The 17587-nt window shown below is 40.5% G+C and carries 16 protein-coding genes; 9 read left to right on the top strand and 7 right to left on the bottom strand.

The annotated features are described in order from the left end of the window. Positions 1-77 precede the first annotated feature (77 nt). A complete protein-coding gene (locus tag AC1D0K_RS09730; protein WP_295720886.1) occupies positions 78-1985 on the top strand; it encodes an amidophosphoribosyltransferase in 1908 nt (635 codons plus the stop codon). A 265-nt stretch (positions 1986-2250) separates the two neighbouring features. On the opposite strand, the gene AC1D0K_RS09725 is transcribed toward AC1D0K_RS09730, so the two are convergent. Next, entirely contained in the window at positions 2251-2907 is a 657-nt protein-coding gene (locus AC1D0K_RS09725; RefSeq protein ID WP_295720884.1) for a LysE family translocator, read from the bottom strand. 167 nt (positions 2908-3074) lie between these two features. On the opposite strand from AC1D0K_RS09725, the gene AC1D0K_RS09720 reads away from it, so the two are divergent. Further along, positions 3075-4748: an MFS transporter gene (locus AC1D0K_RS09720; protein WP_295720883.1), complete on the top strand. Its 1674-nt coding sequence runs from the start codon at positions 3075-3077 to the stop codon at positions 4746-4748. Between the two features lie 89 nt (positions 4749-4837). Then, complete coding sequence (locus tag AC1D0K_RS09715) at positions 4838-5308, top strand: deoxycytidylate deaminase (RefSeq protein WP_477392804.1); 471 nt, start codon at positions 4838-4840, stop codon at positions 5306-5308. Positions 5309-5348: 40 nt separating this feature from the next. On the opposite strand, the gene cmk is transcribed toward AC1D0K_RS09715, so the two are convergent. Then, entirely contained in the window at positions 5349-6026 is a 678-nt protein-coding gene (cmk, locus tag AC1D0K_RS09710; protein WP_477392806.1) for a (d)CMP kinase, read from the bottom strand. Between the two features lie 130 nt (positions 6027-6156). Here cmk and arfB point away from each other — a divergent pair, with 130 nt between their 5' ends. Continuing rightward, a complete protein-coding gene (gene arfB / locus AC1D0K_RS09705; RefSeq protein WP_477392808.1) occupies positions 6157-6567 on the top strand; it encodes an alternative ribosome rescue aminoacyl-tRNA hydrolase ArfB in 411 nt (136 codons plus the stop codon). Positions 6568-6787: 220 nt separating this feature from the next. On the opposite strand, the gene AC1D0K_RS09700 is transcribed toward arfB, so the two are convergent. From AC1D0K_RS09700 to lon, 3 genes are all read right to left on the bottom strand, one after another. Further along, positions 6788-7741 (bottom strand): lipid A deacylase LpxR family protein, encoded by a 954-nt coding sequence (locus tag AC1D0K_RS09700; RefSeq protein ID WP_477392810.1) that lies wholly within the window; start codon positions 7739-7741, stop codon positions 6788-6790. 143 nt (positions 7742-7884) lie between these two features. Beyond that, on the bottom strand, positions 7885-8487 hold the full coding sequence (locus AC1D0K_RS09695; protein ID WP_477392812.1) for a hypothetical protein: 603 nt from the start codon (positions 8485-8487) through the stop codon (positions 7885-7887). 230 nt (positions 8488-8717) lie between these two features. Next, on the bottom strand, positions 8718-11192 hold the full coding sequence (gene lon, locus AC1D0K_RS09690; protein ID WP_295720877.1) for an endopeptidase La: 2475 nt from the start codon (positions 11190-11192) through the stop codon (positions 8718-8720). A gap of 365 nt (positions 11193-11557) precedes the next feature. On the opposite strand from lon, the gene AC1D0K_RS09685 reads away from it, so the two are divergent. Further along, a complete protein-coding gene (locus tag AC1D0K_RS09685; RefSeq protein WP_295720876.1) occupies positions 11558-12199 on the top strand; it encodes a tetratricopeptide repeat protein in 642 nt (213 codons plus the stop codon). Positions 12200-12233: 34 nt separating this feature from the next. Here the strand turns inward: AC1D0K_RS09685 and AC1D0K_RS09680 are convergent, their stop codons facing one another. Next, positions 12234-12713 carry a hypothetical protein gene (locus tag AC1D0K_RS09680; protein ID WP_477392814.1) on the bottom strand — a complete coding sequence of 160 codons (480 nt, stop codon included), beginning with the start codon at positions 12711-12713 and terminating at the stop codon, positions 12234-12236. Between the two features lie 67 nt (positions 12714-12780). Continuing rightward, entirely contained in the window at positions 12781-14304 is a 1524-nt protein-coding gene (gene gpmI, locus AC1D0K_RS09675; protein WP_477392816.1) for a 2,3-bisphosphoglycerate-independent phosphoglycerate mutase, read from the bottom strand. Positions 14305-14496: 192 nt separating this feature from the next. On the opposite strand from gpmI, the gene AC1D0K_RS09670 reads away from it, so the two are divergent. The 4 genes from AC1D0K_RS09670 (at position 14497) to AC1D0K_RS09655 (ending at position 17587) form a co-directional block, all read left to right on the top strand. Beyond that, a complete protein-coding gene (locus AC1D0K_RS09670) occupies positions 14497-14895 on the top strand; it encodes a DUF4783 domain-containing protein (RefSeq protein WP_477392818.1) in 399 nt (132 codons plus the stop codon). Between the two features lie 263 nt (positions 14896-15158). After that, positions 15159-16004, top strand: coding sequence for a carboxylating nicotinate-nucleotide diphosphorylase (gene nadC / locus AC1D0K_RS09665; protein ID WP_295720872.1), 846 nt, complete (start codon positions 15159-15161; stop codon positions 16002-16004). Between the two features lie 129 nt (positions 16005-16133). Beyond that, positions 16134-16781 (top strand): glycerol-3-phosphate 1-O-acyltransferase PlsY, encoded by a 648-nt coding sequence (plsY, locus tag AC1D0K_RS09660; protein ID WP_477392820.1) that lies wholly within the window; start codon positions 16134-16136, stop codon positions 16779-16781. Between the two features lie 5 nt (positions 16782-16786). Next, entirely contained in the window at positions 16787-17587 is an 801-nt protein-coding gene (locus tag AC1D0K_RS09655) for a M48 family metallopeptidase (RefSeq protein WP_477392822.1), read from the top strand.

Below are 17587 nucleotides of genomic sequence, written 5' to 3'. Positions count from 1 at the left end.
AATCATGTTATATTAATGACAAATGATGTTACCAAAAATCCATTAAAAATGATACCTTTGCAGCCTCATCCCGAATCATGAGCGATCAGATTAAACATGAATGCGGTGTGGCATTTATCCGCTTATTAAAGCCACTATCTTATTATCAGAAAAAGTACGGAACTGCGCTGTACGGCCTGAACAAGCTTTACCTTTTAATGGAGAAACAACATAACCGCGGCCAGGATGGCGCTGGTGTTGCAACCATTAAATTAGATATTGCCCCGGGCAAGCGGTACATCAGTCGGCACCGATCAATGGCTTCAAATGCCGTTGCTGATATCTTTGAATACATCCAGAAGAAATTCGCGGATATTCAGAAAGAAACTCCCGAAAAAATGCTTGATGCCGAATGGCTGAAGGAACATGTGAGCTTTACAGGCGAAGTTTTATTGGGGCACCTGCGATATGGTACCCACGGTAAAAACAGCATTGAAAGCTGCCACCCGTTCCTGAGGCAGAACAATTGGCAAACCAGGAATTTGGTTATTGCAGGTAACTTTAACATGACTAATGTTGATGAGTTATTGCAGCAGCTTTATGACCTGGGGCAGCACCCTAAGGAACAAGCCGATACCATTACAGTGCTCGAAAAAATGGGCCACTTTATTGATACCGAGAACCAGGGGTTGTTTGACCAGTACAAGCGCGAAGGTTTGGACGATAACATGGAGATCAGCAAGCTGATAGCCAATGATATGGATGTTGCCAAAATTCTTCGCAAATCGGCCAAAAACTGGGATGGTGGTTATACCATTGCGGGGATATTGGGCCATGGAGATGCCTTTGTGATGCGCGATCCGGTTGGTATCAGGCCTGCGTTTTATTATTACAATGATGAGATAGTTGTTGCCGCTTCAGAGCGCCCTGCTATCCAAACAGCGTTTAATATTCCCATCGAGGAAATCAGGGAGATAAAACCAGGTCATGCGCTTATCGTTAAAAAGAACGGTAAGATAACCGAGGATATGTTTAGCGAGCCAAAAGAAAAGAAAGCCTGCTCATTTGAGCGGATCTACTTTTCACGTGGCAGCGATGCATCCATCTACCGTGAGCGTAAGCAATTAGGCAGGTTACTATGCCCGCAGATATTGAACGCGGTTAACCATGATATTAAAAACACCGTATTTTCCTACATCCCTAACACAGCCGAGGTTGCTTTTTATGGCATGGTTGAAGGTGTACATAAATACGTTAAAAAATACCAGCGAGACAGGCTACTGAACCGTGAGGACAAGATAAGTGAAGAGGAGTTAACCGAAGTATTACAGCTTGCGCCAAGAGTGGAGAAAATTGCCATTAAGGATGTTAAGCTGCGTACCTTTATTACCCAGGATGCAGACCGTAGTGAAATGGTTGCCCACGTTTATGATACCACATATGGTTTGATAAAAAAGGGTTCAGATACATTGGTTGTGCTTGATGATTCCATTGTAAGGGGTACTACACTTAAACAAAGCATCCTGAAAATTCTGGATAGACTTGGGCCTACAAAGGTTGTTGTTGTATCATCTGCCCCGCAGATCCGTTATCCGGATTGCTATGGTATTGATATGTCACGCATGGGAGAGTTTGTTGCTTTTGAAGCCGCCATCAGCCTGTTAAAGGAAATGGGCAGGGAAGATATTATTCTTGACGTTTACCAGAAATGTAAGGATAGCATTAAGTTGCCTAAAGAGAAGGTTCAAAACCATGTTAAGGCGATATATGAACTGTTTACCGATCAGCAGGTATCTGACCGTATAGCACAGATCATTACTCCAAAAGAAATAAAATGTAAGGTTGAGGTGATTTACCAAACCTTAGATAACCTGCATATTGCCTGCCCTGATCATACAGGCGACTGGTATTTTAGCGGTGATTATCCAACCCCGGGTGGTAACAAAGTAGTTAATCGTGCTTTTGTTAACTGGATGGAAGGTAAGAATCAAAGAGCTTATATGTAAAAGTTATAGTCCCTAAATTGGGAGTAAAAATACAAGGCGGTGGATTTAGGTTCATCGCCTTTTTTGTTTGAAGGAGGAAGTTATAAATAGGAGAGTTGCTAAGCTTCCCATGTTTTATCATAGTAACTATAAGGAGTTAAAACGATATATTATCTCCATGGATATCAAAAATATTGGTTTCGAGCCGTTTAGCAACCGATAAGAGTTCAAGGATATTTTTAGTAACTGAGGTTCCCGCTACCGGCAACTAACATCGAGCAACAGATTAGGATGCCGACGGTGCGGCGAAAATAAAATGAGTTACCAGTTTGTCAATCAATACTAATGATGCTATAATGAGGGCAATACCTGCTAATTCATTAAGGCGATGTACCAGCTTCACAGAGATCTTATCCCGAAGTTTGTTGGCATAAAAAGCTTTAGTAGTATCCATGCCAAACTGTACGGTAAGGATAGTTAAAAACATGATTGCGATGTGGAATGACCGATGAGGCGCACCAACGTGAAATGTAGTACTGGCAGCACCTATAACTACCGTCCAGTGTATTAATAGGGTAGGGTTAAAAATACACATCAGGAAGCCCTTAAAAAAGTAACCTGCTTTATCAATCCCCGATGGTACTTTGTTGCCGTAATTAATCTCGGCTTTTTTGAACATATAATAAACACCTACCGAAAACAGGATGACAGCACCACCTATCCCGGCTATAGTTTTGGTATGCTCAGATATATCTACATATTGAGAACCGAATAATATACCACCTACAAAAACCACATCGCTGCATACTACACCGAGGGCAAGGGCGAAACCTGCATGAAAACCTTTTTCAATGCTGGTTTTTATAAGAGCAAAAAAGACCGGGCCAGTAATAAACGTCAACACTAATCCAAACCCAATTCCCGAAATAATGGCTTCTATCATTAATTTAGGCTATGTTCATTTTTGAACACTGCGAATATGCAATTTTATCTTTTAAACAACGAAACTTAAAATTGTGATTTATTTAATTAAAAATAATATAGCCAGTTTTACAAAAAATCAATTATGTTTATCCATTCAAAATCTATTCTGTATAACCCTATTTAAAAATGGAACAAAACAATGCTAAAAGTTACAGCTCGGCACTTTATACGCTGATCACTGTATTTTTCTTCTGGGGCTTTTTAGCCGCTTCAAATGGCGTATTTATACCTTTTTGTAAAGAACATTTTCATCTAACTCAATTTGAATCCCAGTTGATTGATTTTACATTCTATGGTGGTTATTTCATTGGTTCATTGATCCTGTATTTTGCTTCATCTATCAGCAAGATTGATATCATGAATAAAATGGGTTATAAAAATGGTATCATATTGGGCTTGATAGTTTCGGCACTTGGAGCTATAGGTATGATCCCTGCAATAGCGTCGGGTTCATTTGGTTTAATATTAACAGTATTTTTTATTATAGCCATAGGCTTTTCACTTCAACAAACAGCGGCAAATCCTTTCGTGGTTGCTTTAGGTCCGCCAGAAACTGGTTCAAACCGTTTGAATTTTGCAGGTAGCATCAATAATATAGGTGGTTTGTTAGGTCCGGTAGTTGTTGGTATTATTTTATTCGGTTCGGCTTCAGCTAAAATAGACGCGAAAGATGTTCAGATATCATCAGTAAACAACCTTTATTACATGCTTGCTGGTTTATTTATTGCAGTTGCTATATTCTTCTGGTTCTCTAATTTACCAAAGGTTACCAGCGACGAAAAAATAGAGTCAAGCAGTAAGGCGAATACTCCGCTTTTAATTATGTTTTTGGCCTTCTTGTTAATCCTGGCGGCCGATCCATTAAGCGCTTATCTTAACAAGTTATTATCTTCTGACGCAACGAAGATAGTTGATATCGTAAAGAGTCAGTATTTTGTTTATGCATCCCTGGCAATTATTGTGCTTACGTTGGTAGGTACCATATTTGCTGCCAAAAGAAATAAGGAAGGCTGGGGTGCCATGCAGTATCCTCAATTGATTTTAGGTATGCTTGCTATATTTACTTATGTAGGTACCGAGGTAACTATTCAAAGTAATATGGGCTCTTTATTAAAAACGCCGGAATTTGGTTCCTATCATGAATCGGATATTGCACCATACATTTCTTTGTATTGGGGTAGTTTAATGATTGGCCGTTTTGCAGGTGCAATAGGCGCATTTAATCTTTCAAAAACTGTTAAATATATATTGTATATCCTTGTACCATTTGTGGCCTTTGGTATCGTATTGCTGGTAAACGCTGCTACTGGTGTAAATGTGAGCAACCTTTACGGCTATGCCGCATGCGTTGGTATTCTTATCGTAGCATTTTTCATAGGGAAGCAAAAACCTACCCGCACATTGGCTGTTTTGGGCTTATTGGGTGTGGCCTTTATGTTAACCGGTCTTGCAACTACGGGTAAAGTTGCTACATTTTCTTTTATCAGTGGAGGCTTATGCTGCTCTATTATGTGGCCTTCAATTTTCTCTTTATCAATTACTGGTTTGGGAAAATATACCAGTCAGGGTTCCGCTTTCTTAATTATGATGATCCTTGGTGGATCTATCATACCTCCATTACAGGGTAAAGTTGCCGATGGCAGTAACAATGTTATTGCTGGTATGAGTGGTATTCACTTCTCTTATATAGTACCCGTAATAGGCTTTGCATATCTTGCTTATTTTGCATGGAAGGTAAGCCGTGAACTACGCCACCAAGGTATCGATCTTGACCATGTTGAAGTAGCCGCAGGGCACTAATATTTTTCACACATTAAGTTATTGGGCCATTAAGTCATTTAAAAATGAAGTAATGGCCCAATAATATTTATGGCCTAATTGCTTTTATTATGAAACCAAGCTTCGATTCAATTTTTATGAACCTGGCAAACGACCTGGCTAAGCGCTCACACTGCGTTAAAGCCCATGTAGGAGCCGTTTTAACCCGGGATACCCGTATTATATCCATAGGCTATAACGGGCCACCAGCGGGCACGCATAACTGCGATGAGGAGTGGCCGGAAAAAGGATGCGCCCGTGATTCAAAAGGGAGTTGCTCCCTTGCGCTGCATGCCGAAGAAAATGCCATACTGTATGCTGTAAAAAACGGAGCCAGGCTTGAGGGTGCTACATTGTATACTACGCTATCGCCGTGTATAGCTTGTGCAAGGCTTATTTTTTCGGCCGGTATAACACAGGTTTATTTTGATAAATCATATGCCGAATACAAGGGCCTGCAAAGCGATGAGGGTGTTGATTTTTTAAATCGGTTTGGGGTAAACACCGTAAAGATGGGTGGTTTAAAATCAGCATTAGAATAATAAGCGATACGGAACAGAATATTAAAATTCTATAATTCCGTTAATCAGTTAAAAAAGGCTCGATACGGCTCAGTGCAAATAGTAATTGCTCGTCGGGACTAAGATCGGTATTATCTAAAATAATAGCGTCGTGGGCGCGTACCAGGGGGCTTTCCTCGCGGGTGGTATCCTGGTAATCTCGGTGTGCAAGATTATCAAATACCTCTTCTAAAGTTATATTGGGGTTTGTAGGCAAAAGCTCCTTATAACGTCTCTCGGCGCGTATTTTAGGATCTGCCGTCATAAATAGTTTTATCTGCGCATTTGGGAATACAACGGTGCCAATATCGCGGCCATCCATAACAATGTTTTTTGATTTGCCCAAACGTTGCTGTTGCTTAACCATGGCAACACGTACTTCATGTAGGGCAGCTATAGCACTTACTTTGTCGGCTACATGCATCTGCCTGATTTCATCAGATACTTCCTCATCATTAAGTGTAATATGACTTTGGTAATCGCGCGAATGAAAACTAAGGTGGATGTTTTTCAATGCTTCCGCAATTTTATCATGGTCTTGCAAATCAATATTATTACGCAAAAAGTATAGTGCCACTGCACGGTACATTGCACCGCTATCTACATAAATAAAATGAAGTTTTTTTGCCAAAGCTTTTGCTAAAGTGCTTTTGCCGCAAGATGAATAACCATCAATTGCTACTACGATATTGTTGTTCATAAGAGCCGCTAAAGTACAAATTATTGTTGTTGATTGGACGATTAAGTTGATTAATGAGCCGTTGATAAAGTTGGATTTACATAATCCAATCAACTACTTAACCATTCACCAAAAACACTACTTTTGAAAAATGAATCTGAATAAAGCCGATCTGCAAAAAGTAATTACCTATAAAACATCAAGAAGCGGTGGAAAAGGAGGACAAAACGTAAACAAGGTATCAAGCAAGGTAGAACTTTTGTTTGATGTGGCCGGTTCTGAACTGTTTACTGATGAGGAAAAATTGTTGCTTGCCGATAAGTTACAAAACAGGCTCAATAAGGATGGCCTTGTGCAGGTAATTTGTGATGAGGAACGCAGTCAGTATCTCAATAAAGAAAAAGCCATTGAAAGGCTAATAGCGCTCCTGGGGCGGGCATTACAGGTACAAAAGGTGCGTAAGCCCACCAAAGTAAGTAAAGCCGCTAAAGCGGCCCGTTTAGCTAGTAAAAAGAAACAATCAGTGAAAAAGGAAAACCGGCGAACTGATCATGATGATTAATGATGCTTTTAGATGTGCAGATTTCAAATTTTAGATGTGCAGATGATTTTTCAATTTGATCATTCGTTTACCAGTATGGGAATTCAGGTAGGGGACCCCATCGATGCCCGGATACTGCAAAATTAATATCCTAAAAATCTGTTTAATCCCGGTTCAGACAATCATCTGCATATCTGCACATTTGAAATCTGCACATCAACTTTTTAAATCTGCACATCTACTATTTAAATCTATACACTCCGGTTACAGCCGCCCATTGGTGAGATTGATGCATTGTTTTTACTTCGCGGGTATGGAAAATAGCAGCCACATCAAATGTAAAACGGCTGGTACTAAAAGCCACACCAACCTGTTGGCTAAATACAAAAGAGTTTTTAGGTTTTGTTATTTCCTGGCTGTTTGAATTGTTATTGCTGAACAGCCCACCCTGTATGGTTGCATCGTAAACAACCGCGTTTGCCTGTGGTTTGTAGTAAAAAAATATTTCGTGTTTATGCAATAAACCTTTTTGCTCAGTTGCCGAAACGGTACTTTGTGTACTTACCGAATTAAATAACTGGTTAAAATTACCCAATCGGATCAAGGGGCCTGCGCCTGCACCTGTAAAACCGGTACCTAAATTGGCGTAACTGGCCAGGCTTAAATCAACCCATGATGCACGGGCCAGCAATTTATTGTATTCGGCAGATAGGTTGAGCTCAACATCATTTTTGATCTGGTATTGCCAGCCGTTTAATGTATAAAAACCAAATGTATTGTGGATTAGCTTTTGAACGGGTTCGCCACCTGCTGCCGGGCCAACTAAGCCGAGCTGTGCACCTAATTTAAGGGTGCTTTCGTTTTTGTATAATAAATTAAGGGTTGTACCCAAATAACTATATGCGGCAAAAGGCCTGTCTACATCATTAGCATCGCGTACATAACCAGATTGCGCATTAAACATTTTCTGCCCTAACTCAATCCCTATAACTTTATTTTGAAGATTGCTGCCATCCCCGGTTTTTAATGCCTGGCGGTAATAAAAGTAAATTCCGTTGGTGTAATACCTGTCAGATCCCTGCCCCAAATAGGAGTCGTTGTCTGATTGTATCCCAAATTCGTGGCCACGTGTCTGGGCAAATACACCAATACTACCTAACAGGCATACCAGTGTTATAAATAGCTTATTTAACATTTAGGGTATAAAATATATCAGCGACTAATATAAAAAAATTGAGTTGATTTATAATAGCCGCTGCCGGGCATATAAAATAAAAAAGGGTCGCCGGAAGTTTTTATTCATCCGGAAACCCTTTTATGTGATGAGGTTGTATGAAATTATTTAAAGGTATAACCTACGCTTACACCGCCTGCAGCTATAATGCCTTCGTCATAAAATATCGGAACGAAGCCAATTCTGAGATTAATTCCTTTTTGTTGGGGCTGGTAACGGTAACCAATTGTGGCTGTACCAATAAAGCCGGTAACCCTGTCAAAAATGAAGGTTTTGCCTTTGTTGTCTCCGTACGAGTTTAAGAAGGTAGTGCCCGCGCCTAACTCAAGCAAACTAGAGCCATTACCTGCCAGGTAATTTACTTGTATTGGAACAGTAAATACATTATTACCGCCCGATGCGAAATAACCCGCACCAATCCGGTAACCAAAACCATTGCGCCTGTGACCAAAACGAGCATCATAATTAATGGTAAGCGCGAGGCCGGGACCGCCTACTTCAAAATAAACGGACTGGGCTTTGTTACCAGTTTGTTCAGTTGATTCAACCTTGGTAGAATCAATGACAACAGACTTTGTTGCCGTGGGATGTGCCTTCTTTTTAACTGTATCCTGCATGTTGGGCTCTACAATTTGAGCCGAGGAGCTAAAGCGGGATAATAAGAGCAGCGATAAGATAATAGTGTTTAGTGTAAAAAATTTCTTCATTCTTTAGGTGTATTGAATTAATATACAATTCAAACACGTATTACGCTGATGGGTTACAAAAGGTTTCAAACAGATGTTTTCAGGATTGCGAAACCGGCGTACAAAGGATAAAATGCTTTGGAGAATACTGCCTGAACCGGCGGAAGCCAGGCGTTAATTCCTAATCATGATAGGGTATCGCCCGGCATTGTCATGAAACAAAAAAGGCACCGTTCAGGTGCCTTCTATATTTAACTTACTACAGCTTTTTCTTCTTCTTTAACTGTCAAATCCAGTGGCTCACTCACTTTTTCATCCAAAAGGGCCAGTTTAATCACCTCGCGCATATCGGTTATATAATGGAAATTTAAATCTTTTATATAATCTTCTTTAATCTCAAGGATATCTTTCTGGTTGGATTTGCAAAGGATTACCTCTTTGATATTGGCGCGCTTGGCAGCTAATATTTTCTCTTTAATACCACCCACGGCTAAAACCCTGCCGCGCAGCGTAATCTCGCCGGTCATGGCCAGGTTTGGTTTCACTTTGCGCTGGGTAAATGCCGAAACCAAGGCAGTAAGCATAGTGATACCTGCAGATGGGCCATCCTTAGGAGTAGCGCCAGCCGGTACGTGAACGTGTACATCCCATAGATCAAACAGCTTGGGGTTGATGTCAAAGTAACTTGCATGTGCTCTTAAATAGGCCAATGCAATGGTAACAGATTCCTTCATTACATCGCCAAGGCTACCAGTAAGCGTTAAGCGGCCCTTGCCGGGACTTAAACTTGCTTCAATGAATAAGATATCGCCACCAACTGATGTCCAGGCCAGGCCTGTTACAACGCCTGCCACATCATTGCCCTCATATAAGTCTTTGTCATAAATAGGAGCACCCAGAATTTTTTCTACATCCTTTTTATTTACTACCGGGTTGTAGGGTTCTTCTAATGCGATATTTTTAGCAAGGCCACGTACAACAGAACCAATCTTTTTTTCCAAAGCACGCACACCAGACTCACGGGTATAATCAACAACAATCTTCTCTAAAACATCATTTTTAAGAGTTACATCCTTAAGCTTTAAGCCGTGTGCCTCGCGTTGTTTTGGTACAAGGTGTTGTTTGGCTATCTCTATTTTTTCTTCAATAGTATAACCGTTTACCTCGATGATCTCCATCCTGTCTAACAAGGCGGGCTGAATGCTGCTCAATGAGTTTGCTGTCGCGATGAACATCACGTTGGAAAGGTCAAAATCCATTTCAACGTAATGGTCATAAAAAGTACTGTTCTGTTCCGGATCCAATACCTCTAATAAAGCTGATGATGGATCGCCACGGAAATCATTACCTACCTTATCTATCTCATCTAAAATAAACACCGGGTTAGCGGCTCCTGCTTTTTTTATTGATTGTATGATACGGCCGGGCATAGCGCCAATGTAAGTTTTACGGTGCCCCCTTATTTCGGCCTCATCACGGATACCGCCCAGCGCCATACGTACGTACTTGCGCCCTAATGCTTTAGCAATTGATTTACCCAATGAAGTTTTACCTACTCCCGGAGGGCCTACCAGGCAAAGGATAGGGGCTTTCATGTTATGCTTTAGTTTAAGCACAGCCAGGTATTCAATAATACGCTGCTTAACTTTATCTAAACCAAAATGATCTTTATCTAAAACCTTTTGGGCACGTTTAAGATCGAAGTTGTCTTTAGTGAAATCGTTCCATGGCAGATCGAGCAATAGCTCCAGGTAGTTTATTTGTACCGAATAATCCGCAGCGGCAGGATTGGTGCGCGCCAGTTTTTCAAGTTCTTTGGTAAAATGCTCCTTAACTTCTTTTGCCCATTTCTTTTTAATGGCACGCTGACGCAAGCTGTCAATTTCCAGATCGGGAGAGCTGCCCCCCAGTTCTTCCTGTATGGTTTTTAGCTGTTGATTTAAAAAATAATCTCTTTGCTGTTTATCCAGGTCAACACGTACTTTGCTTTGGATCTGGTTTTTAAGTTCCAGCATTTGCAAATCAAGCGTTAAGTGCTCCAGTAAAAGGTTGATCCTTTCACGAAGGCTGGCAACTTCCAGCAAACGTTGTTTGGCCGCCATATCGGCATTCATGTTTGATGATATAAAATTGATCAAAAATGAAGTACTTTCGATGTTACGGATGGCAATGCCGGCTTCGCTTGGTATATTAGGGGATAGCTGGATAATGTTCATGGCCATATCCTTGATGGATGACACCATGGCTTTAAATTCTTTATCCTCTTTTATTTTGGTTTCCTTAAAAGGCTCAACTGTAGCCTTTATATAAGGTTCTGATTGTACTTCATCTTTTAATACAAAACGCTTTTTGCCTTGTAGTATAACGGTGGTGTTACCATCAGGCATTTGCAGCATCTTAATGATGAGGGCAATAGTTCCAACTTTGTTCAATTGACTAAAGTTGGGGTCTTCAATCCCCACATCCTGTTGCGCAACTACCCCAATCATACGATTGCCCTTATTGGCATCGCGAATCAGTTTAATTGACTTATCCCTGCCAACCGTTATTGGGATAACTACACCAGGGAATAGCACAGTATTACGCAAAGGCAATATGGCCAGTACTTCGGGCAGTTGTTCGTTGTTCATTTCCTCCTCATCCTCAGTAGACATAAGTGGAAAAAACTCAGAATCTTCGTTTATAACTGGTAAGGTGTTTTTAAAATCGAATGGATCAAAACTCATTAATTATATTTTTTTGTAGAAAATAACGTCAAGTTGTCAGCCTATAAAATTATAAGGCTTATAAAATACAGGTAAATAATAATTTTAACCTGTGCAGCACTATGTTTCAAGAGCTGTGCCAAGTTATGGTATTAATTAATAACAATCAATTTGGCTTTGTAATGGTTTGATTTAGTGTTTATTGCAAATTTACGGGCTATTTTTTAAATAACTCAAATTTTGTTGATAAAGATGAAAAAAAGTCATAGTATAGCTTTGCGGATGTTTACGCCGACAAATCTTTTTTAAAAATTGAAGATTTTGGCATAATATTTTGATGTAAAGTTAGTTAATGATATACAATTTTGTTCACCATTAATCCATTGATGAGGCTTTCGGTTATATTACCCTTCCTGCTACTGTCATCCATTGAAACAACATTGGCCCAAAATGCCTATGTAAAAATGGGGCAGCAAGCTGTGATGGATGGCGATTTCAGATCGGCGGTTACGCATCTTGAAAAGGCCTGCATTACCGACTCAACCAATGCCAACGCTTTGTGGATGCTGGGCTATTCATATTATCACAGCGATAACTATAAAAAATCAATTACTGCTTATACGCGTGTAATTGCCATAAAGCCGGCTGATGCCACCGCTTATTACTACAGGGCCCGGGCCAAAAGTTATTTGGGTAAGGATAACCAAACCAAAGATGCTGATAAAGAATTGTATTTATTGGGGGCTATAGTTGATCTGACAAAGGCCATATCAATCAATAATGACCCCAGTGATAGTAAATATTACCAGAACAGAGGTATAGCCTATCGCGATTATGGTTTATTTAAACTACAAACAAACTCCCGTTTTTACGATAAAAGCCGCGGCATTAACTCGCTGAGAGCCTCTATTGCCGATCTTGAAAAGATCTTGAACAACAACCCGGGCAGAAACGATATTGCGGTACTTATTGACCAGGCAAAAGATAGACTTGGCCAGGCAACTTCTACAGCTGTAGCAAGGCATTAATATTTTTTTAGGAAGGGATAAAGGATGCAGATCCTTAATGTTTCAGAATCCCCTTTATCTTATAAAGATTCTTTCCCATCAACTTCACATGCTGCGATTTTTCGATCTGGTAAACCGAATCTGGAAAATAACTGAGTTTTTCTCTTGTTTCGTAAAGCAGGTTTTTGGTATGGTTAAATATCAATATCCACTTCACCTTATTCTTATCTTTTCTGATCATGATTTTAACAGTGCGCAGGTCTGGCGTTTTGGCTGTATAAATGATCAAAGAATCGGTATTTAAAACTGAATAACTGTTTTTCCAGGCTGGCCTGTTAATGTCCGACTGGATGAACAGGTTTAGTTCTTGCCCCCAGTTGGGAATATACACAGCTTTGCGCTCGGTTACGTCGTTGTGTATTACTGTTTTATCAACTTGGGGGTTAAGTTTTTTGAGTCTTGCGGTATCTGCTTTAAAATATCCGGATACGTCAAAATATTTTAAAGTGCCGTTTGGTTGCGTTTTATCCGGCATGCATGATTGCAAGCCGGATAAAAGCAAAGTACTGCTCAACAAAGCAGCTAAGGGTATTGATTTTAGTTTACACCAATACATTTCCTGTCATTTCCGCAGGTATAGCTACACCCAGTATGCTTAAAATTGTTGGTGCAATATCACCAAGTTTGCCATCATTAACATGGGTAACATCTTTATCTATTACAATACACGGTACCAGGTTGGTAGTGTGCGCTGTGTTTGGCGAGCCATCCTCGTTAATCATATAATCGGCATTTCCATGGTCGGCTATGATGATGAAAGAGTAGCCATTTGCCAAGCCAGCCTCAACAACGGCTTTTGTACAGCTATCAGCGGTTTCGGCAGCTTTTACAACCGCGCTGAAAACACCTGTATGACCAACCATATCGGTATTGGCAAAGTTTAAACAAACAAAATCAGGCCAGCCGCTTTCCAATTCCGGGATGATAGCATCGCGGATCCCGGCTGCGCTCATTTCTGGCTGCAAGTCATAAGTAGCCACTTTTGGTGATGGCACCAGCAAACGTTTTTCGTTATCAAACTCGCGTTCGCGCCCGCCAGAGAAAAAGAAGGTAACGTGCGGATATTTTTCAGTTTCGGCTATTCTTATTTGGGTTTTGCCTGCATTTTGCAGTATCTCGCCCAGGGTTTTGGTTAAATCTTCCTTGTTGAAAACCACCTGTACATTTTTAAACGTTTCATCATACGGAACCATAGTGATGTAACGGATATTCAATGGGTGAAGGTTATATTCAGGGAAAGATTTTTGTGTTAATGCAAGGCTGATCTCGCGGCCCCTGTCTGTACGGAAATTGAAACATATAACCACATCACCATCTTTTATAACAGCCAGCGGTTTACCATCGGCATCAACCCTAACAATAGGTTTGATGAACTCATCGGTAACACCATCTTCGTATGATTTTTTGATAAGATCGGTAATATGTTGAGTTGCCTCGCCGTCGCCTTTAACCATAAGGTCATAAGCCAGTTTAACGCGCTCCCAGCGGTTATCGCGGTCCATAGCATAATAGCGGCCAATGGCTGTTGCAATTTTTGCAGATGTACCTTCTATATGCTGTTCCAGTTCGGTAACAAAACTTAAACCAGATTTTGGATCGGTATCGCGGCCATCTAAAAAAGCATGGATAAACACATTATTCACATCCAATTGCCTGGCGGCATCACATAATCCCTTCACATGCCTGATGTGCGAATGAACTCCTCCATCAGAAACTAATCCAATAAAGTGAACATCTTTATTGTTTTGTTTGGCATATTCAAAGGCATCTTTTAATACCGGGATGGTTGGCAGCTCATTATCATCAACTGCTTTATGGATGCGGCCCAGTTCCTGGTAAACTACCCGGCCAGCGCCTAAGTTCATGTGCCCAACTTCTGAGTTGCCCATTTGCCCGGCAGGTAAACCTACAGCGCTTCCGGATGCTTCCAGTTTAGAGTTTGGGTATTTTTGCAGCATTGAATCAACAAAAGGAGTGTTGGCTGCAACTATAGCGTTCGACTGATCATTACGGCCATAACCCCAGCCATCGAGGATAATTAATGCGAGTTTTTTTTGATTTTCCACATTGCAAATATAAATGCAACACTCAACTTATGGATATAAATTTTGAATTTAGATTTATACTTACAGATGGTTGATTATTAAGGTAATAATTAATGGTAAAAACAGTTATAGGGTAACGTCATCCAATATGGTGTTTGTTTCCTGATTTTTTGCAAAATGTAACATTAAGTTGTTTTATAACGTATCTATATTATGAAGTTATTTTGCCTGTCATCGTTAATCTTTTTGCTTCTAATCCCTCATGCGGTTTTGGCCGATCCTTTGGATAATGTAGCCAACCTTGTAAAGCAGGGCAATACTAAAGAGTTGGGTAAATTATTTGCAGCTAATGTAGATTTGGTAATTATGGAGAATGAAAATACCTACTCCAAAGACCAGGCCATACAAATACTGAATACATTTTTCTCCAAAAATAAACCGCTAAGTATCAAACTCCTTCATAAAATAAACTCCAGCGCCAGCTTTCATCTTGGGGTGTATATTTTAACTACTACCGATAAACAGGAATATCGCGTAGCCTTTACTCTTAAAGATCAGGGTGGTACGATGAATATTGTTGATTTTAGAATTGAGAATGAAAAGGTAAAATAGATGGACAGATAGAAAATAGATGTGCAGATGTGCAAATTACAGATGTGCAGATGAAAAGATAGATGTGCAATATGCAGATTTCAAGTGTGCAGATTAATTTATAGAACTCTGCCTGTCCATGATCTTTAATGTTCTTAGTTTGATAAATTGAGGGTTCAGGCAAAAAATAAAAAATAATCTGCACACCTGCGCATTTGAAATCTGCACATCAAAAATCCGTACATCAAAAAAATCATTACTTTTGAGCCTTAAAAGTAATACGCTTGGATAAGGAACTAATAGACCAATTTATAATTAATGCTTTAAAAGAAGATGTTGGCGATGGTGATCATACCTCGTTATCAACTATTCCGGCCGGTACCGTGGGTAAGGCAAAGCTTTTGGTAAAAGATGATGGCATTTTAGCTGGTGTTGAACTCGCTGCCGAAATTTTTAACGTTATTGATCCCGGGCTTAAGCTCACCGTTTTTTTGCAGGATGGCGCCACAGTTAAGTATAAAGATGTTGCCTTTGAAGTTGAAGGTGATGTACAGAATATTTTAAAGGCCGAACGCCTGGTCTTGAATTGTATGCAGAGAATGTCTGGAATTGCTACAAAAACCCGGGAAATAGTAAACCTGCTAAAAACTACCAATACAAAAGTTTTAGATACGCGCAAAACAACTCCTGGTTTAAGATACCTTGAGAAATGGGCGGTAAAAATAGGCGGCGGCGTAAATCATCGGTTTGGCCTGTACGATATGATTTTGATAAAAGACAATCATGTTGACTATGCCGGTGGTATAAGGCAGGCCATTGAGAGTGCTAATCAATACCTTGCCGACAATAATAAAAAGCTGGCCATTGAAATTGAAGTACGAAACCTGGAAGAATTGGAACAGGTTTTGCAAACCGGCAACATAAACCGTATCTTGTTAGACAACTTTAACTTCACCGAACTAAGGCAGGCAGTTAATATCATTAATGGGCGGTTTATAACAGAAGCATCTGGTGGTATAACAATTGATAATATACGCGAGTACGCGGATTGTGGAGTTGATTATATATCTGTTGGCGCGCTAACGCATTCGGTAAAAAGCCTCGACCTTAGTTTAAAGGCTGTAAAGTAAATTTATTCTGTATCCTGTTTTTTAGTACTTAGCATTAGGTTTAGCTATTAAAATTTGGAATTTAACGCATAGCGTTCAAATTATGATTAAAGTTTTAGTACCACATCAATTTAGTAATATTGCAGGGAAATGATCAACGTATACTCAGTTTCGGCGCTCATCCTGGCCTATCTCTGCGGGTCTATACCAACTGCTGTTTGGATAGGGCTTGCATTTTACGATATTGACGTAAGGGAATATGGAAGCGGTAATGCCGGCGCAACCAACACCTTCAGGGTTTTAGGCAAACAAGCGGGGATTCCTGTAATGCTGCTTGATATTTTAAAGGGGTGGACAGCCACCAACCTTGCTTTTTTTATAGGCGTTTCTACTACGGGTGCCTATAATTCTTCCTCCTACATGAATTACGCGCTTGCCTTAGGGGTAGCCGCTGTTATGGGGCATTTGTTTCCAATATTTGCCGGTTTTAGGGGCGGCAAAGGCGTTGCCACACTTTTTGGAATGATTTTGGCTATTAACTTGCATGCCGCTTTATTATGTGTATTGGTATTTGTGGTGGTGTTACTAATTACAAAGTATGTATCGCTAAGCTCAATTGCCGCAGCGTTTACCTACCCTATCGGGGTTTCGTTTGTTTTTCCTACCTCAATCAGGTCGGTTGTAATTTATGGAATGTGTATATGCATGCTGATATTGGTAACACACCAAAAAAATATAGAACGCTTATTAAAGGGCACCGAGTCGAAAGTTAATTTTTTAAAGAAAAAAGCTGCCTGATCACCATGAAAAAGTTCAAACCTGTATTAGCAATGATTATGATCATTGCCCTGTCTTCCTGTTCAACTGTGCCACTTACCGGCCGTAGGCAATTAAGTTTGGTTGGCGACGCCGAAGTAAATCAATCTGCCGCCGCCAGTTATAAACAATTACTGTCTGACCCTAAAACCAAAGTGGTAGAAACGGGTAATGATGCCCAGCGCATAAAACGCATTGGCAACAACCTGGCAGTTGCTATTGAGCGTTATTTAAAAGATAACGGTTACGGCGATCAATATAATTTTCAATGGGAATTTAACCTGATACAAAGCAGCGAGGTAAATGCCTGGTGTATGCCCGGCGGTAAAGTAGCTGTTTACAGTGGCTTATTACCTGTAGCCAATACCGATGCTTACCTGGCAGTTGTTATGGGCCACGAAATTGGCCACGCCATTGCAAGGCATGCCGCTGAAAGAATCTCTCAGCAACAGGCGGCACAGCTTGGCGGCGCGGCTGTGGGTGCTGCTACAAGTAGCCAGTCGAGCACTACCCAAGCCATTATTGGCCAACTTTATGGTGTAGGCGGGCAACTGGTATTGTTAAAATATTCGCGTAACCAGGAATCAGAAGCAGATCGTCTAGGCTTAACTTTTATGGCTATGGCTGGTTATGATCCTCACAACGCGATAGCTTTCTGGCAACGGATGGCCGCGCAAAACAAAGGCGGATCGCCTCCCGAGTTATTGAGTACTCACCCGGCAGATGCTACCCGTATCGCAAATATTCAAAATTTGATACCTGAGGCAATGAAGTATTATAAGAAATAG

This window comes from Mucilaginibacter sp. P1_A3 (assembly GCF_056406855.1).
This window is presented reverse-complemented; position numbering and strand designations above follow the sequence as displayed.